The organism is Bacillus sp. CBEL-1, from assembly GCF_004348885.1.
In the GTDB taxonomy this organism is placed as follows: domain Bacteria; phylum Bacillota; class Bacilli; order Bacillales; family Bacillaceae_H; genus Priestia; species Priestia aryabhattai_A.
The window spans coordinates 784,869-805,483 of sequence record NZ_SBIM01000003.1 but is presented as its reverse complement, the minus strand read 5'-3'; the positions used below and the strand labels follow the sequence as shown (position 1 = coordinate 805,483).

Annotated in this window: 18 protein-coding genes; 12 read left to right on the top strand and 6 right to left on the bottom strand. The window is 40.0% G+C overall.

Going from position 1 to position 20,615, the window contains the following annotated elements; all coding sequences use genetic code 11:
* Positions 1 to 26 precede the first annotated feature (26 nt).
* The 3 genes from EPL02_RS04130 to EPL02_RS04120 form a co-directional block, all read right to left on the bottom strand.
* A complete protein-coding gene (locus EPL02_RS04130) occupies positions 27 to 1,052 on the bottom strand; it encodes a DUF3231 family protein (RefSeq protein WP_131887032.1) in 1,026 nt (341 codons plus the stop codon).
* Between the two features lie 196 nt (positions 1,053 to 1,248).
* Entirely contained in the window at positions 1,249 to 2,049 is an 801-nt protein-coding gene (locus EPL02_RS04125) for an LCP family glycopolymer transferase (RefSeq protein ID WP_131887031.1), read from the bottom strand.
* Between the two features lie 124 nt (positions 2,050 to 2,173).
* Positions 2,174 to 2,542: a PilZ domain-containing protein gene (locus EPL02_RS04120; RefSeq protein WP_131887030.1), complete on the bottom strand. Its 369-nt coding sequence runs from the start codon at positions 2,540 to 2,542 to the stop codon at positions 2,174 to 2,176.
* Positions 2,543 to 2,849: 307 nt separating this feature from the next.
* On the opposite strand from EPL02_RS04120, the gene EPL02_RS04115 reads away from it, so the two are divergent.
* A complete protein-coding gene (locus tag EPL02_RS04115) occupies positions 2,850 to 3,374 on the top strand; it encodes an SUKH-4 family immunity protein (RefSeq protein ID WP_131887029.1) in 525 nt (174 codons plus the stop codon).
* 25 nt (positions 3,375 to 3,399) lie between these two features.
* On the opposite strand, the gene EPL02_RS04110 is transcribed toward EPL02_RS04115, so the two are convergent.
* From EPL02_RS04110 to nagA, 3 genes are read right to left on the bottom strand one after another with little or no spacing between them, the layout of a single operon-like run.
* A complete protein-coding gene (locus EPL02_RS04110; protein ID WP_131887028.1) occupies positions 3,400 to 4,125 on the bottom strand; it encodes a GntR family transcriptional regulator in 726 nt (241 codons plus the stop codon).
* Positions 4,126 to 4,163: 38 nt separating this feature from the next.
* Positions 4,164 to 4,895 carry a glucosamine-6-phosphate deaminase gene (nagB, locus tag EPL02_RS04105; protein ID WP_131887027.1) on the bottom strand — a complete coding sequence of 244 codons (732 nt, stop codon included), beginning with the start codon at positions 4,893 to 4,895 and terminating at the stop codon, positions 4,164 to 4,166.
* Positions 4,892 to 6,079, bottom strand: coding sequence for an N-acetylglucosamine-6-phosphate deacetylase (gene nagA / locus EPL02_RS04100; protein WP_131887026.1), 1,188 nt, complete (start codon positions 6,077 to 6,079; stop codon positions 4,892 to 4,894). The genes nagB and nagA overlap by 4 nt, the downstream gene beginning before the upstream one ends.
* Positions 6,080 to 6,283: 204 nt before the next feature.
* Between nagA and nagE the strand changes: the two genes are divergently transcribed.
* The 11 genes from nagE to cydC all read left to right on the top strand — a co-directional run bounded on the left by nagE (position 6,284) and on the right by cydC (position 20,537).
* On the top strand, positions 6,284 to 8,161 hold the full coding sequence (gene nagE, locus EPL02_RS04095; protein ID WP_131887025.1) for an N-acetylglucosamine-specific PTS transporter subunit IIBC: 1,878 nt from the start codon (positions 6,284 to 6,286) through the stop codon (positions 8,159 to 8,161).
* Between the two features lie 340 nt (positions 8,162 to 8,501).
* Positions 8,502 to 8,816 (top strand): hypothetical protein, encoded by a 315-nt coding sequence (locus EPL02_RS04090; protein WP_094911687.1) that lies wholly within the window; start codon positions 8,502 to 8,504, stop codon positions 8,814 to 8,816.
* A 580-nt stretch (positions 8,817 to 9,396) separates the two neighbouring features.
* Positions 9,397 to 11,085, top strand: coding sequence for a DUF6583 family protein (locus EPL02_RS04085; protein ID WP_131887024.1), 1,689 nt, complete (start codon positions 9,397 to 9,399; stop codon positions 11,083 to 11,085).
* Positions 11,086 to 11,251: 166 nt separating this feature from the next.
* Entirely contained in the window at positions 11,252 to 12,481 is a 1,230-nt protein-coding gene (locus tag EPL02_RS04080) for an ABC transporter permease (RefSeq protein ID WP_131887023.1), read from the top strand.
* Complete coding sequence (locus tag EPL02_RS04075; RefSeq protein WP_131887022.1) at positions 12,478 to 13,632, top strand: ABC transporter permease; 1,155 nt, start codon at positions 12,478 to 12,480, stop codon at positions 13,630 to 13,632. Before EPL02_RS04080 ends, EPL02_RS04075 begins: the two co-directional genes overlap by 4 nt.
* Positions 13,629 to 14,357 carry an ABC transporter ATP-binding protein gene (locus EPL02_RS04070; protein ID WP_094911683.1) on the top strand — a complete coding sequence of 243 codons (729 nt, stop codon included), beginning with the start codon at positions 13,629 to 13,631 and terminating at the stop codon, positions 14,355 to 14,357. Before EPL02_RS04075 ends, EPL02_RS04070 begins: the two co-directional genes overlap by 4 nt.
* 235 nt (positions 14,358 to 14,592) lie before the next feature.
* Positions 14,593 to 15,924 carry a cytochrome ubiquinol oxidase subunit I gene (locus EPL02_RS04065; RefSeq protein ID WP_094911682.1) on the top strand — a complete coding sequence of 444 codons (1,332 nt, stop codon included), beginning with the start codon at positions 14,593 to 14,595 and terminating at the stop codon, positions 15,922 to 15,924.
* A gap of 11 nt (positions 15,925 to 15,935) precedes the next feature.
* The gene (locus EPL02_RS04060) at positions 15,936 to 16,949 is read left to right on the top strand and encodes a cytochrome d ubiquinol oxidase subunit II (RefSeq protein ID WP_094911681.1); all 1,014 of its coding nucleotides are present in this window, start codon (positions 15,936 to 15,938) and stop codon (positions 16,947 to 16,949) included.
* Between the two features lie 14 nt (positions 16,950 to 16,963).
* Entirely contained in the window at positions 16,964 to 17,065 is a 102-nt protein-coding gene (cydS, locus tag EPL02_RS21315; RefSeq protein WP_373688673.1) for a cytochrome bd oxidase small subunit CydS family protein, read from the top strand.
* A gap of 35 nt (positions 17,066 to 17,100) precedes the next feature.
* Positions 17,101 to 18,831, top strand: a complete 1,731-nt coding sequence (gene cydD / locus EPL02_RS04055) for a thiol reductant ABC exporter subunit CydD (protein WP_094911680.1) — start codon at positions 17,101 to 17,103, stop codon at positions 18,829 to 18,831.
* Positions 18,828 to 20,537 carry a thiol reductant ABC exporter subunit CydC gene (gene cydC, locus EPL02_RS04050; protein WP_094911679.1) on the top strand — a complete coding sequence of 570 codons (1,710 nt, stop codon included), beginning with the start codon at positions 18,828 to 18,830 and terminating at the stop codon, positions 20,535 to 20,537. The genes cydD and cydC overlap by 4 nt, the downstream gene beginning before the upstream one ends.
* Positions 20,538 to 20,615: the final 78 nt, after the last annotated feature.

Below are 20,615 nucleotides of genomic sequence, written 5' to 3'. Positions count from 1 at the left end.
ACGGGTAACAAAAAGCATGAATGTCTTCATTCATGCTTTTTGTTTGGAGAAAGAATCAGCTGTTCTTTGTTGATGGTTCCAGGAGGTTGTTCAAGCCACTGGTTTTTAATCATAATATCCACTCCAGCTTTTGCATAACGCCCAATTTCAAGCGACATTCTTTCATAGTTAAACGCAAGATCGCTCCGTTGGCTAGCTGCAGCTGCCGTTGCGTAATTCCCCGTACCTGTAGCGCTTAATAAGCTCATGTGAAACATCATCAGCTTTTCAGAGAACACAGGCGTTGTTGAATTTGTAATACAAAGATCTGGGCTCATTGGAGCAGGGATATGATCGTTCAAAAGGGTATCTGCAAATAGCTTAATATGCTTTTTAGAGATCTCGTTTCCTCTCATCATAAACTGTTTTACTTCTTTAGACGTAGCTGTTTGAGCAAAGCTTAAGCAAATTTTATAGCCAATTAAGTTTGTTTGGATATTTAAAAATAAGTGTGAAATCTCCACGGCATTTACAGGCCGATTTTTGCTAAACAAATGAAAGCCGCTTATGTATTTCTTACTGTCGATGTAATCGACTTCACTTGGCATGCAGATGTAAGGTGGACGTGTGAGAATTCCTTTTTCAAGTGCTAATTTCGTCGTCTTTTCATAAAGAGAGGCCGTTTTATGCAGAGCAGTTGAAAAATAATCAATTAAGTCATATCGTGTACTCATCGCTAATGATCCGCTGTAGCCAATCATTCCAGCCTTTGACATGTGGTTAAGATAGCTAAGACAAAATGTATCCGTATATAAGCGAGGTGCATTTACATTGACGTCTTGCTTGCCAAATCCATTTGGAATTGCAAACTTTTCTTGGTGAAATAACTTTTGCAAACTGCTTATGTGCTCAGAAGACATTGTTAGAGCCTCTTTTACAAGCACGTGAATATCTTTATCTTCAATATGAGTTAACATATAAGCTAAAATACATGTCGCCATGCTGTCATTTACATAAGCTGTCCATAAAGATGCAATTTCAGCTGACGTTAAGTTGGGTAAGTGTTTTTCCATTCCTATTCCTCCAGTATCATTAGTTTTTCTCAAAGAGCAAAAGATTATGAGAAGCATTTCATAAGAATATGCCCTGCAAGAAAGATCTGGTCTTATGAACGGTAGAGAAAGATGGATATTTATAGTAGGGTGAACAAGGCACGTAGAAGATTTTGTATTTAAGCAAATGGAGAACCAAGTATCTCTACTTGGTTCTTTAAGATAACTGAAGTTTTTGTTGAAGCTTGCTTGTCAGCTGTTGAACCTCTGCTTCTGTTTTGGGGAATTCTTGTTTTGTAACGCTAGCAAATGCTGCTTTATAGTGCTTGCGCATAAGTGAAAGGTCATCGAAAGTTAAATTTGTTTGTACAGTATTTGATAGCTCATTTAAAATAGGCTTTGCTTTTGTGAATGTCGGAATGGTAGCCACTTGTTTTACAATAGCTTTAGCAACTAGTATCTGACGATCATGAGCAGAGAGTACATCTTGTTCATGAACAGGCTGAAGATAAGCTAGCGTCTCTTCACCGTTTAACCTTACTTCACCTGCTGGAAATGTGCGTTCATCGTGCGTGAAGAGAGTTGGATTATTCACAATGATACCATCAAGCTTATCAACAATTGTTTTCAGGTTTTTTTGATTAATCATGACATAGTAGTCAATGGGAACACCAAGCGTTTGCTCCGCATTGTTCACCAGCTGCTCGGTAGATTGTGTGCGCTCTTTTAGGATAGAAGCTGTTGGAATGTTCGTCATATGAACATCTGAATCATCTTTGTTAACGGTCATATGAACAAATGAGATATGCTCTTGGTTTTCCGTAATAAGAAGTGCAGAAAGAGGCTTTCCTTCCTTTAATGCTTCTTCTGACATTTGTTCCTTATGAGATAGAGGTACGTATGCAGCGTTCATAGCAGCTTTAACCGTTTCATATCCAAACATGCTTGTTCCAACAAATCCAATTAATAAAAGCAAAACAAGGCCACCAATCCATTCTTTTTTTGCTTTACTACTCATTGTGTCACCTTTTCTTTTTACAGTTTCGTTTTTATTATTTCCACGGAGGGTATAACCTTAAACAAGAATAGAATGTTGAAGCGAAAGGAAGGTGGTTGCACAAAAAAAAGATAGCCATAATCTGCTATCTTTTCCGATACTCTTTTGCATATTGTTTTAATGTATTTAATAATAATTGCTGCTGTTTTTCATTTGTAAATGCTTCAATTCCGTATAAAAATTCATGATTCGCTTTTTCTTTCCAAACAGCTAAACCAGTAATTGTAAGGCTCTCATCCAATAAAGAAAAATTAACAGTAAGCTCAATAGGCTTTTGAAATACTGGAAGATCTAGTGGAGTAATTAGCTTCATTCCTCTTGGAGATAAATCAATAACGGCAAGTGGACCAGGTTTGCTTTCGATCTCTTTTCCATCGAATTTTTTAATAAAAAACGTGCCAACAATAGGTTGTGTAAATGTAAAACGAAAAGGCTCTTCACGCTTATATTGCATAAAACAGCTCGCTCCTTTTAAGTAGGGAATAAATGGAGAAAAATGCATCCTTCAGCTGATGTATTCCTTGCTTTCTTCACATATAGTAAGAGAGAGGAGAGGCTTCTTTTGCTACTATTTCTCACTCCACTATATCGGTCAGTTACATTAAATCTATAGAAAAAGAAAAGGTGTTGTCAATATTTTATGAAATTTATGCATTCTTTTGTATCAAAATATACAGAAATGTTATGACTGAAACGAATAGGTGACAGTGTAAATAAAATAGTAGACAATAAGCATAGTAGGGTAGAGGGAGTGACAGAGGTTGAAGAAAGTAAAACAACGCAAAGAAAAGCGAATACTGTTTGACAAAAGTCAATTAGCACCGCTTAAAGTTGATTTGGAGACTAAAAGGCTGCTAGCTGAAGTTGGGCTACCGCGAGATGTTGCTCCATTGTTTGAATTCATGTCCTCTAAAAATCAGCTATGCACTTTGTGTGAGACGCTTCATTTATCTGCTCGCTATCAGCTTTATTGGTTTTTAGGGATGACAAAGCTAGGCGATCCTATCTGTTTACATGGTGACAATGGTAACATTGTACTTTTAGATGTTTCAAATGATGACTGTGAGCGTCTAATCAACTCATCGCTTGTACAGTTTTTGCAGTTTGTTGAACTATTTTACGACTATATCCAGCCTTTCGTATTACGAGATGAACGTCCTGAAGTGGATGGTCATGTTCCGAACGTATTAATTCGGGAAATGCACGAGCGGTTTGAAGAAATTGATAAAGAAGCGATGAAACCGCATAGCTTTTGGAAATCCGAATTGGATTCGCTTTCAAAATAAACCTCGCCTTGCGGCGAGGCTTTTTCTATGTCCGGTTCATGCTAACGGTAAACTTGTAGCGATCTGCTCTGTAAGCGGATCTTACAACTTCTAATGGCGTTCCATCTTCTAAAAATGTATAGCGCTTAATAAGAAGGATAGGAGCGCCTTTTGCTACCTGCAGGTGCTCTGTTTCATTTTCTGTTGCCACGATTGCTTCTAGGGTTTGAGTGGCATGTCCAATCTTAAGTTCACTTTGTTGTTCTACATGATTATAAAGCGACTGTTGGATAATAGCTTCCGTGACGCCTTTAATTAGATTGGCGGACATATAGACCGTTTCGATGGCCATAGGAATTTGATCTGCCAGTCGAATGCGTCTAATTTCATAGATGGGGTGGTGCACTGGAATCGAAAGCTGAGATGCAATTTTTGCTGGAGCCGGAACAATTTCAAAATGAAGCAAGCGGCTACTTGGCATGTAGCCTCTTGCTTTCATATCTTCTGTAAAGCTCGTTAAGCCAACGAGCTGTTGCTCAATTTTTTGTTCTGAGACAAACGTTCCTCTTCCTTTTTCACGGTATAAAAGGCCTTCGTTTACAAGGTTTGTAATTGCTTGTCTTACTGTCATACGGCTGATTTGAAACTGTGTTGCATACTCTCGTTCGGATGGAATCGCATCGTGGGGCTTAAGGTCGCCACTTTCGACTTGAGCGCGGATTCCATCTTCAATCTGTGTGTAAATCGGCAGAGGTGAATTTTTGTCAATCATGTGCAATTCCTCCTTTACATCGATCATACTACAATCTGTTATAAGTTTGTACGAGATAATGCTTTCTCATCAGCAATAATTGTAACATTTTGATGATTTTTTAAGATGGAAGCAGGGAATTCTTCCGTTATTTTTCCTTCAAGTAAATGATAAATAGCATCTGCTTTATCTTCTCCCGATACTAATAATAAAATTTCATTGCTGTTCATAATTGATGAAATGCCCATAGTCATAGCATGAGTCGGTACTTCATCAATAGACGAGAAGTAGCGAGCGTTTGCTTCGCGCGTAGAAGAAGCAAGGGTCACCACATGAGTTTTAGATGAAAAAGGCGTACCAGGTTCGTTAAACCCAATGTGTCCGTTATGACCGATTCCTAAGATTTGTAGGTCGATACCGCCATGTTGTTCAATCAGCGTTTCGTAACGCTCGCATTCTGCTTGTGCATTCTCTGCAGTACCGTTAGGAATAAACGTTTGAGTAAGATCTACGTCTAAATGGTCTAGGAGAGTCTCGACCATGTAATAACGATAGCTGTTTGGGTTATCAGCAGCAAGGCCTACATACTCATCTAAATTAAAAGTGTGTACCTGCGCATAAGAAGTTCCATTTGTTTGGTGATCTTGAATCAACTCTTCATACAAACCTTTAGGTGTCCCACCAGTTGCTAAACCGAGATTAATTGAAGGATTAGCTTTTACTTTATTAATAATAATAGTAGCTGCCATTTTGCTCATTTCTTTGTAGTCTTTTACTGAGATGATGTTCATGATTGTTCCTCCTGTTTATATGCAATATGACCGCGACACACGGTTAGCTGTACGTCGAAATGCTTGTTCATGACAACGCAATCGCCATCTTTTCCTACTTTAAGACTTCCTTTACGATCGAAAACGCCAATTTGCTTAGCCGGATTAACAGAAGCCATCTGAATGATTTCCGGTATGCTACAGCCCGTAAACTCCATCATGTTTTTCATTGCTTCATTCATTTTTAAAATGCTTCCTGCAAGAGTTCCATCTGCCAATGTAGCCATCGTTTCGTTAACCTGAACTGACTGACCTCCAAGATCATAAATCCCGCTTTTTAACCATTTGGCACGTAATGAATCTGTGATTAAAATCAAGCGCTCGCTGGAAATTTGCTCATAAGCAAGCTTTACCATCTCTTTACGCGAATGAATGCCATCTACGATAAGCTCGGTGTATAACTCTTTACGTAAATAAGAAGCACCTAAAACGCCTGGCTCACGGTGATGAATACCACGCATGCCGTTGTAGAGGTGAGTGACGTGCGACGCTCCTGCTTGAATCGCTGCATCTACTTCTTCATACGTAGCGTCGGAATGTCCAATTGAAGCCACTACGTTTGTTTCTTTTAAATGCTTCACAAGATCTGTGCCTCCGGACTCTTCAGGAGCAAGCGTCACAAGTCGAATGTGGTTTTGAGCTAATTCTTGCCAGCGTTTAAACTGCTCGACGCTTGGCTGTTGAATGTGATGAAGAGGCTGAGCGCCTGCTCGTTTTGCCGAAATGAAAGGACCTTCTAAGTGAATGCCTATCGCTTCTGCTTGAGCGTCATTTTGGTTATTTGTAACAAAATCACCACATACTATGAGAGCGTCGTTAATGGCTTCCACTGATTGCGTCATTGTAGTGGGAAGGAAGCTTGTTGTTCCTTCTTTTGGAAGAGTAGCAGCCATTGTTTGCAGCGCTTGTTCTGCAGCATCCATAGCATCTGCATTTGCAGCGCCGTGAATGTGTATATCAATCGCCCCTGGAACAACGATGAAATCAGGGGAATACTCAATAACTTGGTCGTCTGAACTTCTTTGATAATCGTGAATACTACCTAACTCTGTTATTGAGCCGTTTTCTATTTTAAGGTATCCGTTTGGATAGACGATTGTTTCGCCGTAAACCGTTACGTTGTATATGACCAGCGGTTTGTTCATAACATAGGTCTCTCCTTTGCTTTTATCAAATTTATATGATTAGTGTAGCGCGTTTAGGGTAAGTTGTCTAGACCAGTTGTAAAAATTTATGCTGTAAGTGTTTTCTTTATTTATAAATAAGCAATGTAAGCGCATAATTGGTATAGACAACTAGAACACCTCGTGGTAGGATGTTAGTAAATATAGAGATAAGGGGATGAAGAAATGTTTCAATTTTTACAACGCATTGGGAAGTCGCTTATGCTACCCATTGCCGTCTTGCCTGCTGCGGCATTATTGCTGCGATTAGGTCAACCTGATTTATTAGATATTCCATTTATGGCGCAAGCGGGAGATGCAATCTTTGCTAACTTAGCCCTTTTGTTTGCTCTTGGTATTGCAGTAGGGTTATCAAAAGACGGAAGTGGAGCAGCTGCTCTTGCAGGTGTTATTGGTTATTTTGTTTTAACAAAAGGTGCTGTCGCACTTGATGAGACCATCGATATGGGGGTACTCGGTGGGATTGTAGCCGGTACCGTAGCGGGACTTCTATACAATCGTTTTTCAGATATAAAATTGCCGGAATGGCTAGGCTTTTTTGCAGGTAAACGCTTTGTACCAATTGTTACGTCCGTTGTCATGCTTGCTATCGCCGGTTTGTTTGGCGTGATTTGGCCTCCGATTCAAGATCAAATTAATAACATCGGTGAATGGCTAACCGGTGCTGGTGCTCTTGGTGCAGGTATTTTTGGCTTTTTAAACCGTTTGCTAATTCCACTAGGGCTACACCATATTTTGAACAGTTTAGTATGGTTTGTATTCGGAGAATTTAACGGAGCGACAGGTGATTTAAACCGTTTCTTTAAAGGAGACCCAACAGCTGGAACGTTTATGACAGGTTTCTTTCCAGTAATGATGTTTGGTCTTCCAGCAGCAGCTCTTGCGATGGTAGCGGCTGCTAAAAAAGAAAAGCGAAAGCTCGTATCAGGAATGCTTATTGGACTAGCATTTACGTCATTTTTAACAGGAATTACAGAACCGATTGAGTTTTTATTTATGTTTATTGCTCCTGTTTTATATGTAGTACATGCTTTGCTAACGGGAATTTCAATGGGACTTGCTGTTATGCTTGATATTCATCATGGCTTTGGTTTTTCAGCGGGGGCCATTGATTATTTCTTAAACTTTGGGATTGCGCAAAAGCCGCTTTTACTTGGAGGAATTGGCCTCATTTATGCAGCCATTTACTTTGTGTTATTTTATTGGCTGATTAAAGCGCTTAATTTAAAAACACCTGGTCGTGAAGATGATGAAATCGATGGTGAAGAAGCGGTGGTATTATCAGAAGATAAATATGTGAACATGGCTGCGCACTTTATTGAAGGTTTAGGTGGAAAAGAAAATCTTGTTGAAATTGATAACTGTGCAACACGCTTGCGCCTACAGGTAAAAGATTCAGGTGCAGTTAACGAAGGACAGCTTAAGAAGAACGGTGCTCGCGGTGTGATGAAGGTTGCAAAAACGAGTGTTCAAGTCATTGTTGGAACGGAAGTCGAATTTGTAGCGAATGCGATGAAGCAACTTGTTCGAGGTGAAAAAGTAACGGCAAGTACATCGGTGAAAACTGAGCAAAAGCCAAACGAAGGTATACTTGAAGAATTCAGCTTACCGTTTGAAGGACTTGTTATGCCGCTTGAAAAAGTACCTGACCAAGTGTTTTCTGCTAAGCTTATGGGCGATGGGTTTGCGATTGAACCTGTTAATGATACGCTTTATTCACCAATTTCAGGTGAAGTCATGAGTATTTTCCCAACGAAGCACGCGTTTGGTTTGAAAACGGATACTGGGCTGGAACTACTAATCCATGTTGGAATCGATACGGTTGAGCTAAAAGGTGAAGGATTTACAACACTCGTGAACGAAGGCGAACGTATTGAGCCTGGCACACCGTTATTACAAATCAATCTCGATTATCTGAAGAAGAATGCGACGTCACTTGTTACACCTGTTGTGTTTACTAATTTACCGGAAGGAAAAGAAGTAGAGATTAAAAAGACAGGTTATCAGAAACAAGGTACGAAAGGCGTTATCAAACTATTATAATGAAAGAAGCTGGGACATAAGCCTTTCAGCTAATGATCAATCCGAACTAGTGAGAGTTAATTACTCTTTTGTAGTTCGGATTTTTTATTGATTGTGAAATCACTGTTAGAGAGTTAGGAGAATGGAGCGTAAGACACGCAGCTTCTGCGAAGCGAGAAGGACTAGATGGGAGTCTCTGCAGCGAAATAAAAAGACTGGTTACTATAGCCTAAGTTCTTTAGAAAAGGCATAATTCGTTTTTGAGAAAAAACATTTCGCTTTGTTTCAGCTTCTTTAGTATAAGCGATAAAAAGAGCTATGATATACTACAAGAAGTAAGTACAGATAAGGGAGAAATTGTATGAACGAAACGTCAGTTACAAACATTATTCTTATGCAAACAGAAAAGTTAGCTCGTCAGTACGGCTATGATTTCTTATATGAACCGCAGGGAGATAAAACGCTTTGTCAAATTATTCAACGAGATGAAGATGGCTCAATTTTAGGAACGCCGCTTAGCTTTCATATCGACATGAACGAGGAAAAAGGAACTGGTCAAATTAGCTATTATCATGAGCAAGGTGAATTCAAAAAGCAAGATGTGAGTGTATTTGAAGAAAACAGTTTAGTTAACGTATTTCTATTTATTCAACAGCGACTTCAAATTAATTCGTAAGAGAGCTGGGCATAAGTAATTCAGTCAATAATAAACCTGAACGGTTGAGAGTTCGTCACTTTTAATCGTTCAGGTTTTTTGTTGGTTGGAAAAAATCAGTTTGGCAATAGAATAAAAAGCGAGTGGTCTTAGTGCAATGGAACGAACGCGTTCATCTTCTTTGAAATTTGTTTTGTTATGTCTCGTTCGCTTTTTATTGTGAAAAAAGGCTCGTTTTCCTTTCTTTTAACATGATGCCAAATCAATGTTCATATACATATCATCGTTGAGCTTTTGGAAGATCGAAAAAAATGAAGCAAAAAGGAGGAGAAGGGATAGCCTTCTATCGAACTATAAAAACATCTACTTCGTTAGGGTTTTGTATATTCATATTTTTGGTAAAAAGTGATGAAAATGGTTTTAAACTAGTTATGTAGGGTACTAGAAAATGAGTCTTTGTATCTGTTGATGGGTCTCTTTTTATCAGCTAAACGAACTAAAAATTGTCTTTTTTTGTCGAACGACTAGAAATACTGGTAATGATTCCTTATCATGTACAAGGGACCAAACAAACAATTATTTACAGGAGGGTGTAAAACACATGAGCGATGAAAACAAAACAAGACAAGAAACTGCTGCTTCCTTAGAAACAGCTCCAGCTCCGAAAAAAGCACCGACAAAACTGATTATCGGATTGGTAATTTTATTCGTGCTTATCGGCGCAGCAGTTACGTTTGGCTATGTATTCATGAAATCACCAAAGCAATTATATTTAATATCTGAAGTGAATACATACAACAAAATGACAGAAGAAATTGAAACGAAATATGGCGAAAGCTTAGCATTCCAGGAAAAAGCACTAGAGCAACCATCAAGCTCAGCTGCTTCTATCAGCGGTGATTTTTCAATGAACTCACTTGCTGCTGATCCATCTTATCAAATGATTCAAGATATGATTAGCAAGTCGACGATTAATGTGAAAACAGAACAAGATCCTAAAAAACAAGAAACATACGGCTCATTAACGCTTGATATCGGGAACACAAAAGCACTTGATGTAGAGGGTTACCAAACAAAAGAACAAATTGGTTTTAAAGCACCGATTTTAGCAAATCAATTTTTCTACTTAAATCTTGATGAGTATGGTCAAGTTATGCGTATGTTTGACCCATCGTATACAGGTCCAGATAAGTTAGAACTAAATCAAATTAAGTTAGAAGATTTAGAGCTGACGGAGAAAGAAAAGAAAGCAATTGCAACAAAATACGGAAAGTTCTTCTATGATAACTTAGATGAAGACTACTTCACAAAGGAAAAGAACGCGGAGTATAAACAAGGCGATGAAACGTTAAAATTCACGCGTCTAACTCTTGAAATGAATCAAGAACAAACTGAAAAATTTGTTCAAAAGCTAGTAGCTGAAATGGCAAAAGACGATGAGCTACAAACAATCATTGCAAAGCGCGTTGCAACGATTGCTGAATCATCTGCTGCAACAGACCCAGAGATGGCTGAACTAACAGATGAAAAAGAAGTGAAGAAGCAACTAAAAGAAGGCTTGGATGAATTTAAAACAGATGTGAAAGACCTTAAGTTCCCTAAGGGCTTCAAATCAACAGTTTACATCAACGATGATGAAGTAATTGTGGATCGTAACGTAGAGTTTGCTGCAACTTCAGCTGATGACGAAGACAACGTAGGAAATGTAAAAGTGGCTACAAAAGATGTAGAGTATGGGGATAACAAGCGTGCTCAACAGCTAGCTCTTACAATTGGAAATGACAACAATGATAGCAAAGTAGCACTTGATGTAACAAACGATATTACAGCTGACGGAGATAAGAGCTCTGAAAAGTTAGTTGCTAGCATTGACGCTTCTGATTCAACAACAGAAGACCTAAACTTAAAGTTCACAATGGATTCAGTTGTGAATGGTAAAACGGATGCAAAACAAACGGCAGATCGCAAATTCACGCTTGACTTGGGCGACCAAGCTCCTGGCTACACATTCAGCGGTGATCTTAAGCAAGATCAAAACATCGATGCTTCAAAAGGAAAGTCAGATTACAAGTTTGATATTAACTTAAAAGTTGGTATGCCGACAGATTCAGCTGATATCAACTTAAAGATCAACTCAAATTCTGAACTAAAAGACGCGGCGGATATTCCAGCGGTTGATTCTAAGAACGGTAAAAACGTAAAAGATATTACGCCAGTTGATTTAATGAAGATTCAAGAAGAGTTCTACACAAACTTACAAGGGTTAATGATGGATCTTGATATTTCTTAATCTTAACGGTTAATAGTTCTTACAAAAGCGGATGACGTGTAGCATGTCATCCGCTTTGTTAAATTTATCCGATTTGCAGTAGGTCTGAATCTACTTGTACAACCATATAGTAAACTATCATATCTAGTTACAATTCTAATGTAATCATGCAGGGAGAGAAGAGCAGGTGAAGATATTCTTTTATTTATGCTCATTCACATGGAAGTCGATGCTAAAAAACTGGAAGTCTTTTAGCCTGCTTCTACTTGCTCCTGTTCTATTTTTAATAGGAGCAGGAGTCATATTAACAGAAACAATGAAGGATGAAGCACGGATACAAAAGTTTCCGGTGGCAATTGTTGATGAAGATGATACGCTTCAAACAGAATACGTCATCAAACAGTTAACGGAAAGTGAACAGCTAAGCTCACTTATCAATCCTGTGTATCCAACAAAAGCAGAAGCACAACAAATGCTGTCCAAAAACGATATTGCAGCGCTTGTTGTGTTACCAGATGGATTTAGTCATTCAATTGCAACGGGAGAAAACATGCCTCTTGTTGTAGTGGGGAATAAAAACAAGCCGCTTCAAGCTCAGCTGTTTCGCTATGTGATGGATAGCGCAGCTGACTATACATCAGCTGCTCAAAGCGGAATTAATACAATTGATCACTTTCTACAAGAAGAAGGAGCCAGCACGGCAGAGAGACAAGCTGAATTTCGTCGTAGCCTTCTTTCGTTTGGGCTTCATGTTCTTGATCGAGGAAGCGTGTTTGAAGAACGAATAGCAACATCTTTGTTTCAGCAAGATATGAAGCAGTATTATATTCTATCATTCTTTTTATTACTGCTTATGATTTGGACCTACAGCAGCATGCTTTTTGTAAAGGGACTTCATTCACATGCAGTGCTTAAGCGCATGCAGACTCACGGAGTATCCTCACTACACGTTCACCTCGCCCAGTTTAGCTGTATGTTCTTACTCGTTTTCGTTTTATCGCTAGGATTATACGCAGTAGGAATAGAGAAGCTTGGCTTGTCACTATCGTACACGTGGGGTCAACTGGTTGGCAGCGTTGCCGCTAGTGCATTCGCTTTTTTAGCAACGTTTGCGCTCTTACAAGCTATCTTTACGAGTGAAAAGATGTATCAGCTAGTAGGCATTCTTTTGCTTGCTGCAGCCTCTCTTGTAGGCGGGCATATTTTACCTAGCGTTTATTTACCAGAGTGGTTGCTACCCCTTCAGGCCTGGTCGGTTAACGCTTGGTCGCTGCAAATGATGTTTGGTTTATTCGGAGGTTATGAGTCGGTAGACTGGTCGGAATCCATGACTTGGCTTGTGGTTTACGGGCTCACTGCTTTTAGTTTGTCTCTCCTCTGGACGGCACTGTTTCAAAAAAGGAGAGTGAGCCTATGAATCTCATGATGGAAAAGCTAAAGGGGATTATCCGAAAGCCATTTTTACTTATACTTCTTCTGGTGGTGCCTGCTGCAGGTGCTTATGTAGGCCAAATGTTTCTTCAAAACGTTGAGAACGATGTGAAAATTCCAGTTGCCATTGCAGATGAAGATCAAAGTGAGTTTTCCAAACAAGTAATTCAGCGGGTTGCTACGAATGAGAGAATCAAATTGACAGCTACAACGGCGGATGAAGGAGAGAAACAGCTGCTTCGAAACGAAGTTGATAGTTTATTTATCATTCGAGAAGGCTTTATGGACAATATTAAAAAAGAAGATTATGAAGAAACGATTGAGCTGGTGAAAATGCCAGCATCAGTTGCTACGAGCGTTGTAGAAGAAGTGATTGCCAGTGAGGTAACGCGCTTATCAAGTAACAGTAAAGCAGCTATTCAAGTAGAACGCCTGTATGAACGCTATCGTTGGAAAAAGCCCGCGACTCTATGGGAAGATGCGTATCGCTATACGGACGAGCAGTGGAAGCCGGAACCGTTAATGACCATTCAATATGTGACTGATGGACAAGAAGGTGCACAACCAGATCAAAAACAACAGATTATAAATCGCTCTGTTCCGCTGTGGGGCTTTTTGACACTTATTGTTTCGCTTATGGCAATGGAATGGGTTCTAAAGGAAAAAGGGCCTATTTTTAAGCGAATGAAGACCGTTCCAAAAGGTGTTATGTCTTATGTAAATCAATCGGTAGCAGCATACGGGTTTATTTTGATTATCCAAACAATCCTGAGCTTTTTCTTCTTTTTGAAAATCGGAGCGGTGACAGATAGCAGAGTGCTGTTGCTAATGCTCCTATATCTCTGCTTTTGCTTAGCTTTTAGCTTTTGGTTAGCTACGGAATCGCGTCATATCGGTCGCTACTACATCGCAGGATTGTTACTTGCCATGATGTTCAGTATTATCGGGGGAGTATTTTTTCCAATCAGTGACATAGCGGAGCAGCTAAGCACAATTGCTACATGGCTTCCTCAGCATCTATTGGTTACGCAGCAGCTTGTACTTGCTAAAGAGCTTTGGATGCAGCTTGGAACAATACTAGTCATCACCATTTTATTGTGGTTAAAAGCAGTGTGGAATGTGAGGTCGATTACATGATTTCAATTGAAAAAGTAAGTAAGCGTTACGGAAGAAAAAAATCATTAAATAAAGTATCTTTGCATGTGAAAAAAGGTGAGGTGCTTGGGCTATTAGGACCAAACGGTGCTGGTAAGTCTACGCTTTTATCTATTTTAGCAACGCTTACTAAGCCTTCTAGCGGCGAAGTGGTCATCAACGGTCAGCGATTAAAAAAAGCTAAAAAGCACATTCGTAATCAAATTGGCTACGTCCCGCAAGATATTGCGCTGTGGGAAGAGCTAACGGTAAAAGAAAACATGCGACTGTGGAGCAAAATGACGGGGCGATCGGTATCAGATGATGAGCTCAAAACGCTTTGTAAGTCCGTACAGCTAGAGGGGAAATGGAGCGAAAAAGTTCAAAGCCTATCAGGGGGAATGAAGCGAAAGCTCAATATTGCTGTTGCGCTCATTCATAAACCGGCGATTTTACTTATGGACGAGCCGACGGTTGGAATTGATTTGCAGTCGAAAATGGAGATTGGCAGATACATTCAAAAGCTTACGAGAGAAGGAAAAACAGTCATTTATATTACGCATGACTTAAATGAAATTCTCGGTTTATGTCACCGGTTTGCTGTGTTAAAAGAAGGAGAAATACAGTTTATCGGTACGATGGAAGAAGCGAGAAGCGCAACAAGACAAAACAGTGACGAAGCGGTTATCTATCAGCTCCTTCATCCAGCGGTGCAGCGCGGTTATTAGAACCACTACCTAATAAAAAAGAGAAATGAAGAGTAAAAGTGTCTAAGTGAAAAACTTAGGCACTTTTTTTACAGAACCTTCTAAAATTGTGTCGAAATTAAGATTGTGAAATTGTGAACAAACTTTAACAAAATGGTGAACTGTATGGTCAACTATAAAAGAAGTTTTTATACTAAGGGCTACAATCTGCTAAGAGAAGGGAGAATTCTCTTCATACATAAAGGAGGAAATGTTTGTGTTTGAGTATGATCCGGTCTTGTATAGTCGAATCTTAACCGGTTTAACACTAGCTGTGCATACGATTTTCTCAACATTAGGAGTCGGAGTTCCGCTCTTGATTGCACTTGCTGAATGGATAGGAATTAAACGAAACGATGAGCACTACCACTTACTTGCTAGAAGATGGGCACGCGGATATATCATCACGGTAGCTGTTGGTGTTGTGACAGGTACAGCAATTGCGCTGCAGCTAAGTTTACTATGGCCAAACTTTATGCAGGTAGCTGGTCAAACGATTAGCTTTCCGCTTTTTTTAGAAACATTTGCTTTCTTCTTTGAAGCTATTTTCCTCGGAATTTATTTATATACGTGGGATCGCTTCAAAAACAAAATGTACCACTTGCTGCTGCTAATTCCAGCTGCGCTTGGTGCAACGGCATCAGGTTTCTTTATTACAACGGTAAACTCATTTATGAACGCACCGCTTGGCTTCACGTATGAAAACGGCGTGTTGTCAAATATTAACCCGATCGCAGCGATGTTTAACCCGGCGACGCCGACAAAAGTGTCGCACGTTTTATCATCCGCGTATTTAACGTCTGCGTTTGTGCTTGCAGCTATTGCAGCTTTTGCGATTTTACGAGGACGAGATCACGTTTATCATAAAAAAGCGCTGCATTTATCAATGGTCGTGGCGTTTGTATTTGCCATTGTAACGGCACTTGTTGGAGATTTATCAGGTAAATATTTAGCAAACTACCAGCCTGAAAAACTCGCAGCAGCTGAATGGCATTTTGAAACAATGGAAGAAGCTTCATTAATTCTAGGTGGTATTTTAACCGAAGATAACGAAGTGAAGTACGCGCTTGAAATTCCGTATGCGCTCAGTATTTTAGCACACGGAACTCCAGGAGCTGAAGTTATTGGGCTTGAAGAATATCCTGAAGAAGATTGGCCTCCACTTGTTGTTCACTATATGTTCGACTTGATGGTTGCAATTGGAATGGGACTTGCGCTTATTTCATTTATTTACATTGTAATGAAAAAGAAAAAATCATGGAATCCGCTTAACAAACCGCTTCTTAGCTTAATTGTAGCCGGTGGACCGCTAGCGATGCTTGCGATTGAAGCAGGATGGTTCTTTACAGAAGAAGGCCGTCAGCCTTGGATCATTCGAGGCGTTATGCGCACAGCAGAAGGAGCGACAACGTCTCAGCACGTTGATATTATGCTTTATTTGTTCGCTGCTTTATACGTTATTTTAATTGTATCGGCTGTGACGGTTCTGATTCGTACCTTTAGAGCAAATCCTGTTGAAAAAGAATTAAAAAAACGCGGGATTGAATAGGGAGGACTACTATGAGCTATGAAGTAATTGGTATCACCGTACTATGGACATTTTTATATGGCTATTTAATCGTTGCTTCCATTGACTTTGGAGCAGGTTTCTTTAACTACTATGCGTCGGTGACGGGAAAAGGACATGTTGTACAAAAAGTCATCAACCGTTACTTGTCTCCAGTATGGGAAGTGACTAACGTATTCTTAATTTTCTTCTATGTTGGACTCGTTGGTTTTTTCCCGTCGCTTGCGTATTATTACGGAACGGCATTGTTGGTTCCTGGAAGCATCGCCATCATCTTAATTGCGCTTCGTGGTTCTTACTATGCGTTTCATCATTATGGAAACAAAGGGCGCTTAGGCTACCAGCTTTTATACGGAGCAACGGGACTTTTGATTCCTGCTTCGCTTTCCATCGTCTTGACAATTTCAGAGGGTGGTTATATTAAGCTAAACGGTACAAGTGTCTCGCTTGACTACGGGGCGCTGTTCACCAGCTTTTATTCATGGGCTGTTGTGCTTCTTGCAGTAGTGAGCGTTCTGTATATTTCCGCTTGTTTTTTAACCTTTTACGCGCACAAAGCAGGAGATGAAGGGGCGTTTCGTATCTTGCGTAAATATGCATTGTTTTGGAGCACACCTACGATTTTGGCTAGCTTCCTTGTATTTTGGTCCATGTCAGATCATAACAGCGAACACTTTGCGAAAATGTTAGATGTATCGTGGTTATTTGCTTTGTCATTCTTGTTCTTTGTGGGAGCTGTTTATTTTATTTGGAAGAAAAAGCGTCTCGGTTTATCGTTTATCTTTGTTATGCTGCAGTTTGCCACAGCGTTTTACGGATACGGAGCGGCGCATTTGCCGTATTTACTCTATCCGCACGTAACAATCTATGATAGCTTCACAAACGATACAATGGCCATCACGCTTATCATTTCCTTTGTTGCAGGGCTTTGCTTACTCGTTCCATCATTATACTTATTGATGCGACTGTTTCTATTTGATAACGAGTATGTGCAGGGTAAGAAGTGAAGGAGGGACGGAATGTGAATACGTTTTTAATTATGATAGCACCTGTTTTGCTTGTGGTTGGTGCAATTGTATTTTTGTTCATCTGGGGGGCAAAAGGAAAAAGCCCTTATCAGTAAGTACTGCTAACTAAATGTAAGGAGACCGATTGTGTATGGAGCTGCTGAGAAAACGAGCATTTGCACATAAAAGAATGATGGTTCCGCTCATCCTATCATCGGTGTTAAACGGTGTGATGTTAGTTGGCCAAGCGTATTTCTTTGTGTACATCGTCGACCAAATCTTCTTGAAGGACGCGTCGTTTCAAGACGTGCTTCCTTCTTTTGTTTATTTACTAATTGTCTTAATTGCTCGTGTGCTGTTTATCTACCTATCAAGAAAACTAGGAATTAAGCTGGGTGAAAAAGTGAAGGGGGAAATCCGAGAAGAGCTTTTGGAAAAATACGCAAACAACCCTCTGCAAGCGTCGTTGAGCGGCCAAACAGGTAAAAAAGCGAGCATAGCGATGGATGCGATTGATGAAGTGGATAATTACTTTAGTTTCTATATTCCACAGGTCATCCAAACGAGCATTTTGCCGTTGATTATCTTGCTTGCCGTGTTTACGCAGCATTGGTTTTCAGGGTTACTCATGATGATAACCGCACCATTTTTCCCGATTTATATGATTGTAATCGGGTTAAAAACGCAAAAAAAAGCGGATGTTCAAATGGAAAAAATGACGGCTTTTTCAGGTCATTTCCTCGATGTCTTGCAAGGATTAACAACGCTGAAACTCATGCGAAAAGCAAAGTTACAAAAAGACAAGATGAAAGAGAAGAGTTTTGAATTTCGTGATGCGACAATGGATGTTTTAAAAACGGCATTTTCATCCTCGCTGGCACTTGAATTTATTGCGATGCTAAGCGTTGGTCTCATTGCTTTTGAGCTTGGGTTACGTCTTGTGGTATTTGAAAACATTACGTTTTTCGCATCGTTCTTTATCTTAATTCTAGCACCGGATTTTTATCTATCGCTTCGAGATTTAGGTAGTGCATTTCACGCTGGAAGAGGTAGCATCGGAGCAACGAATAAAATCAAAGAAGAGCTTGCTGCTTCCGCACGCGGAGTAAAGTGGGGGAATAATAAATTAAAACAAGATCAGCCTGCTCCTATCTTGCTGAATGATGTTCATTTTTCGTATCAAGAAGGAACATTTTCATTAAGAGACGTTTCGTTAACCATTAAACCGTTTGAAAAAGTAGCGATTATCGGCCCGAACGGATCGGGAAAAACAACGCTACTTCGATTGATTTCAGGCTTAATTGATCCAACACAAGGACAAGTAATCATTAACGGAAAACAGCGAGCTGACATTAGTGAAAGCAGTTGGTTTGAAGCCATCAGCTATATTTCTCAGCATCCTTATTTGTTTTCTGGAACGATTAAAGAAAATATCTGCCTTGGTACACAAACGCCAGTGACGGAAGCAGAACTTATAAAAGCAGCCGAAAAAGCGGGGCTCCTACCTCTTATTCAGTCAATGGAAGCGGGCTTTGATACGTTGATAGGTGAAGGGGGAAGAGGTTTATCTGGCGGTGAGAAACAGCGCCTTGCGTTGGCTAGAGCCTTTATTAAACAACCTTCTATTATTGTATTTGATGAACCAACAACCGGTCTGGATTTAGTAACCGAACAAATTCTACAATCTTCGATTAAAGAACTAAGTGAACGAGCAACCATGATTACCGTTGCTCACCGACTTTATACGATTCGAAATGCAGATCAAATCGTTTATTTGCAAGAGGGAAAAGTGATTGATTCAGGAACGCATCATGAATTAATGACGCGCGTTGCCAGCTACCGTCACATGATGCAAGCACAGCAAGGAGAGAGTGTTAGATGAGAAACTTACTGACCATCAGCACAATTGTACTGAAAGAAAAAAAGGATATTGTATATACGACGATATTCGGTGTATTAGCAGGGATTATCGGCATCTCTTTATTCGGTGCAAGCGGGTATGTTATCTCCAAAGCAGCCCTTATTCCACCGCTGTATACGTTAACGGTTATGCTTGCGCTTTTAAAGTTGTTTGGCATTGCAAAAGCTGTGACCAAATATGCGGAGCGCTATTATTCACACCGAGCAACTTTTACAATTCTCGGAAATCTGCGCGTGCGCTTTTTTGAAAAATTAGAACCGCTCATGCCAAGCGTACTTCATCAATATCGGAGCGGAGATTTATTGGCACGAATTGTGGGAGACGTAGAAAATTTACAAAACTTTTTCCTGCGCGTATTTTACCCGCCAGTTGTTTTTTTCTTTGTATTCATTAGCACGATTTTCTTTACATCATTTTACTCCGTTTGGATTAGCCTGACTCTTGCTGCGGGAATGCTCCTAACAGGACTTGTTGTACCAGTGCTTGCAGCGTGGAGGCAGCAGCGCTTAAAAGCCTCTACTCAAGAGTTAAGAAGTGAGCTATCGGCAGAAACAGCGGAGTTTTTATACGGATTTAGAGATTTAAAAGTTCACCAAAAAGTAAAGGAAAAGCAAGAAAGGCTCACGGGATTATCTACGCGTTATTTGCGCGCTCAAGCACGAAAGCAAGAAGCAGAAAACGCAAGCCAATCGTGGAGCTTAGTCATTTCCATGTTTGTGTGCTGGGCTGTAACCTTAGTAGGTGTTTATGACGTCACGCGAGGGGAACTGGACGGGTTATTTTTAGCGATGCTTATTATGATCGGTCTGAATGTATTTGAGTATGCCGTTCCAATGTCTGCATTTCCGACTCACTTTGAAGATAGCCGCCGCTCTTCGGCGCAGCTGTTTTCCGTGACGGGCAACGTGAAAGAAGTAGAGAAGCCCAGTTCATCAGTTCTTCAAGATGAACCGATGGACATAGAGGTGAGAAATCTATCATTTGCTTATGGAAATCGCAACGTACTGAATGATGTTTCTGCTACGTTTCCAGCTCGCTCAAAAACAGCAATTGTGGGACCGAGTGGTTGTGGCAAATCTACTTTATTTCAGCTACTCGTCAAGCTGTACGAGCCTACCTCAGGCACCATAGCTATTAATCAAGAGTGCTTAGCGAATGTTGAACAAGAGGATTTGTGGAACTATACGAATGTCGTGATGCAGGAAAACCACTTTTTTTACGGAACGGTTCGTGAAAACCTCCTGCTCGCAAATGATGACGCGTCTGATATTGAGTTACAAGCAGCGTTACAAGCAGTGGAGCTACATGCGTATGAGCTTGATGATCGTATATTAGAAAAAGGTGAAAATCTATCTGGAGGCGAGCGTCAAAAGTTAGCAATGGCTAGAGCCTTTTTGAAAAAAGGTCGAATTTGGCTATTGGATGAGCCATTCTCATCAATGGATTTGCTAACGGAACAAAAAGTGGTTGGTGAACTAACACAAAAAGCAAAGGACGCAACGCTTATCTTCATTAGTCACCGTCTTGCTGGTTTAGAACATATGGATCAAATTATGGTTATGGATGAAGGAAAAGTAGTTGAAGTTGGGTCATTCTCTGAGCTGATGAGTAAGAAAGGTTACTTTTATCAGTTAAAGCAAGTCGAAAAAAGTATTTTATTTTCATGATAAAAGCGTGTCAGGTTAGCTGATGCGCTTTTTGTTATGTTCGTCTTTACATATGGTTCATATTTCCTTAATGCTTTT

Excerpts from the sequence above, each read along its gene's own strand:
- EPL02_RS04090 (WP_094911687.1), top strand. The coding sequence starts at position 8,502 with ATGAACGAAACGTCAGTTACAAACATTATTCTTATGCAAACAGAAAAG.
- nagE (WP_131887025.1), top strand. The coding sequence starts at position 6,284 with ATGTTTCAATTTTTACAACGCATTGGGAAGTCGCTTATGCTACCCATT.
- nagA (WP_131887026.1), bottom strand. The coding sequence starts at position 6,079 with ATGAACAAACCGCTGGTCATATACAACGTAACGGTTTACGGCGAAACA.
- EPL02_RS04130 (WP_131887032.1), bottom strand. The coding sequence starts at position 1,052 with ATGGAAAAACACTTACCCAACTTAACGTCAGCTGAAATTGCATCTTTA.
- EPL02_RS04060 (WP_094911681.1), top strand. The coding sequence starts at position 15,936 with ATGAGCTATGAAGTAATTGGTATCACCGTACTATGGACATTTTTATAT.
- EPL02_RS04120 (WP_131887030.1), bottom strand. The coding sequence starts at position 2,542 with ATGCAATATAAGCGTGAAGAGCCTTTTCGTTTTACATTTACACAACCT.
- EPL02_RS04085 (WP_131887024.1), top strand. The coding sequence starts at position 9,397 with ATGAGCGATGAAAACAAAACAAGACAAGAAACTGCTGCTTCCTTAGAA.
- EPL02_RS04075 (WP_131887022.1), top strand. The coding sequence starts at position 12,478 with ATGAATCTCATGATGGAAAAGCTAAAGGGGATTATCCGAAAGCCATTT.
- EPL02_RS04070 (WP_094911683.1), top strand. The coding sequence starts at position 13,629 with ATGATTTCAATTGAAAAAGTAAGTAAGCGTTACGGAAGAAAAAAATCA.
- EPL02_RS04125 (WP_131887031.1), bottom strand. The coding sequence starts at position 2,049 with ATGAGTAGTAAAGCAAAAAAAGAATGGATTGGTGGCCTTGTTTTGCTT.
- cydD (WP_094911680.1), top strand. The coding sequence starts at position 17,101 with ATGGAGCTGCTGAGAAAACGAGCATTTGCACATAAAAGAATGATGGTT.
- nagB (WP_131887027.1), bottom strand. The coding sequence starts at position 4,895 with ATGAACATCATCTCAGTAAAAGACTACAAAGAAATGAGCAAAATGGCA.
- cydC (WP_094911679.1), top strand. The coding sequence starts at position 18,828 with ATGAGAAACTTACTGACCATCAGCACAATTGTACTGAAAGAAAAAAAG.
- EPL02_RS04110 (WP_131887028.1), bottom strand. The coding sequence starts at position 4,125 with ATGATTGACAAAAATTCACCTCTGCCGATTTACACACAGATTGAAGAT.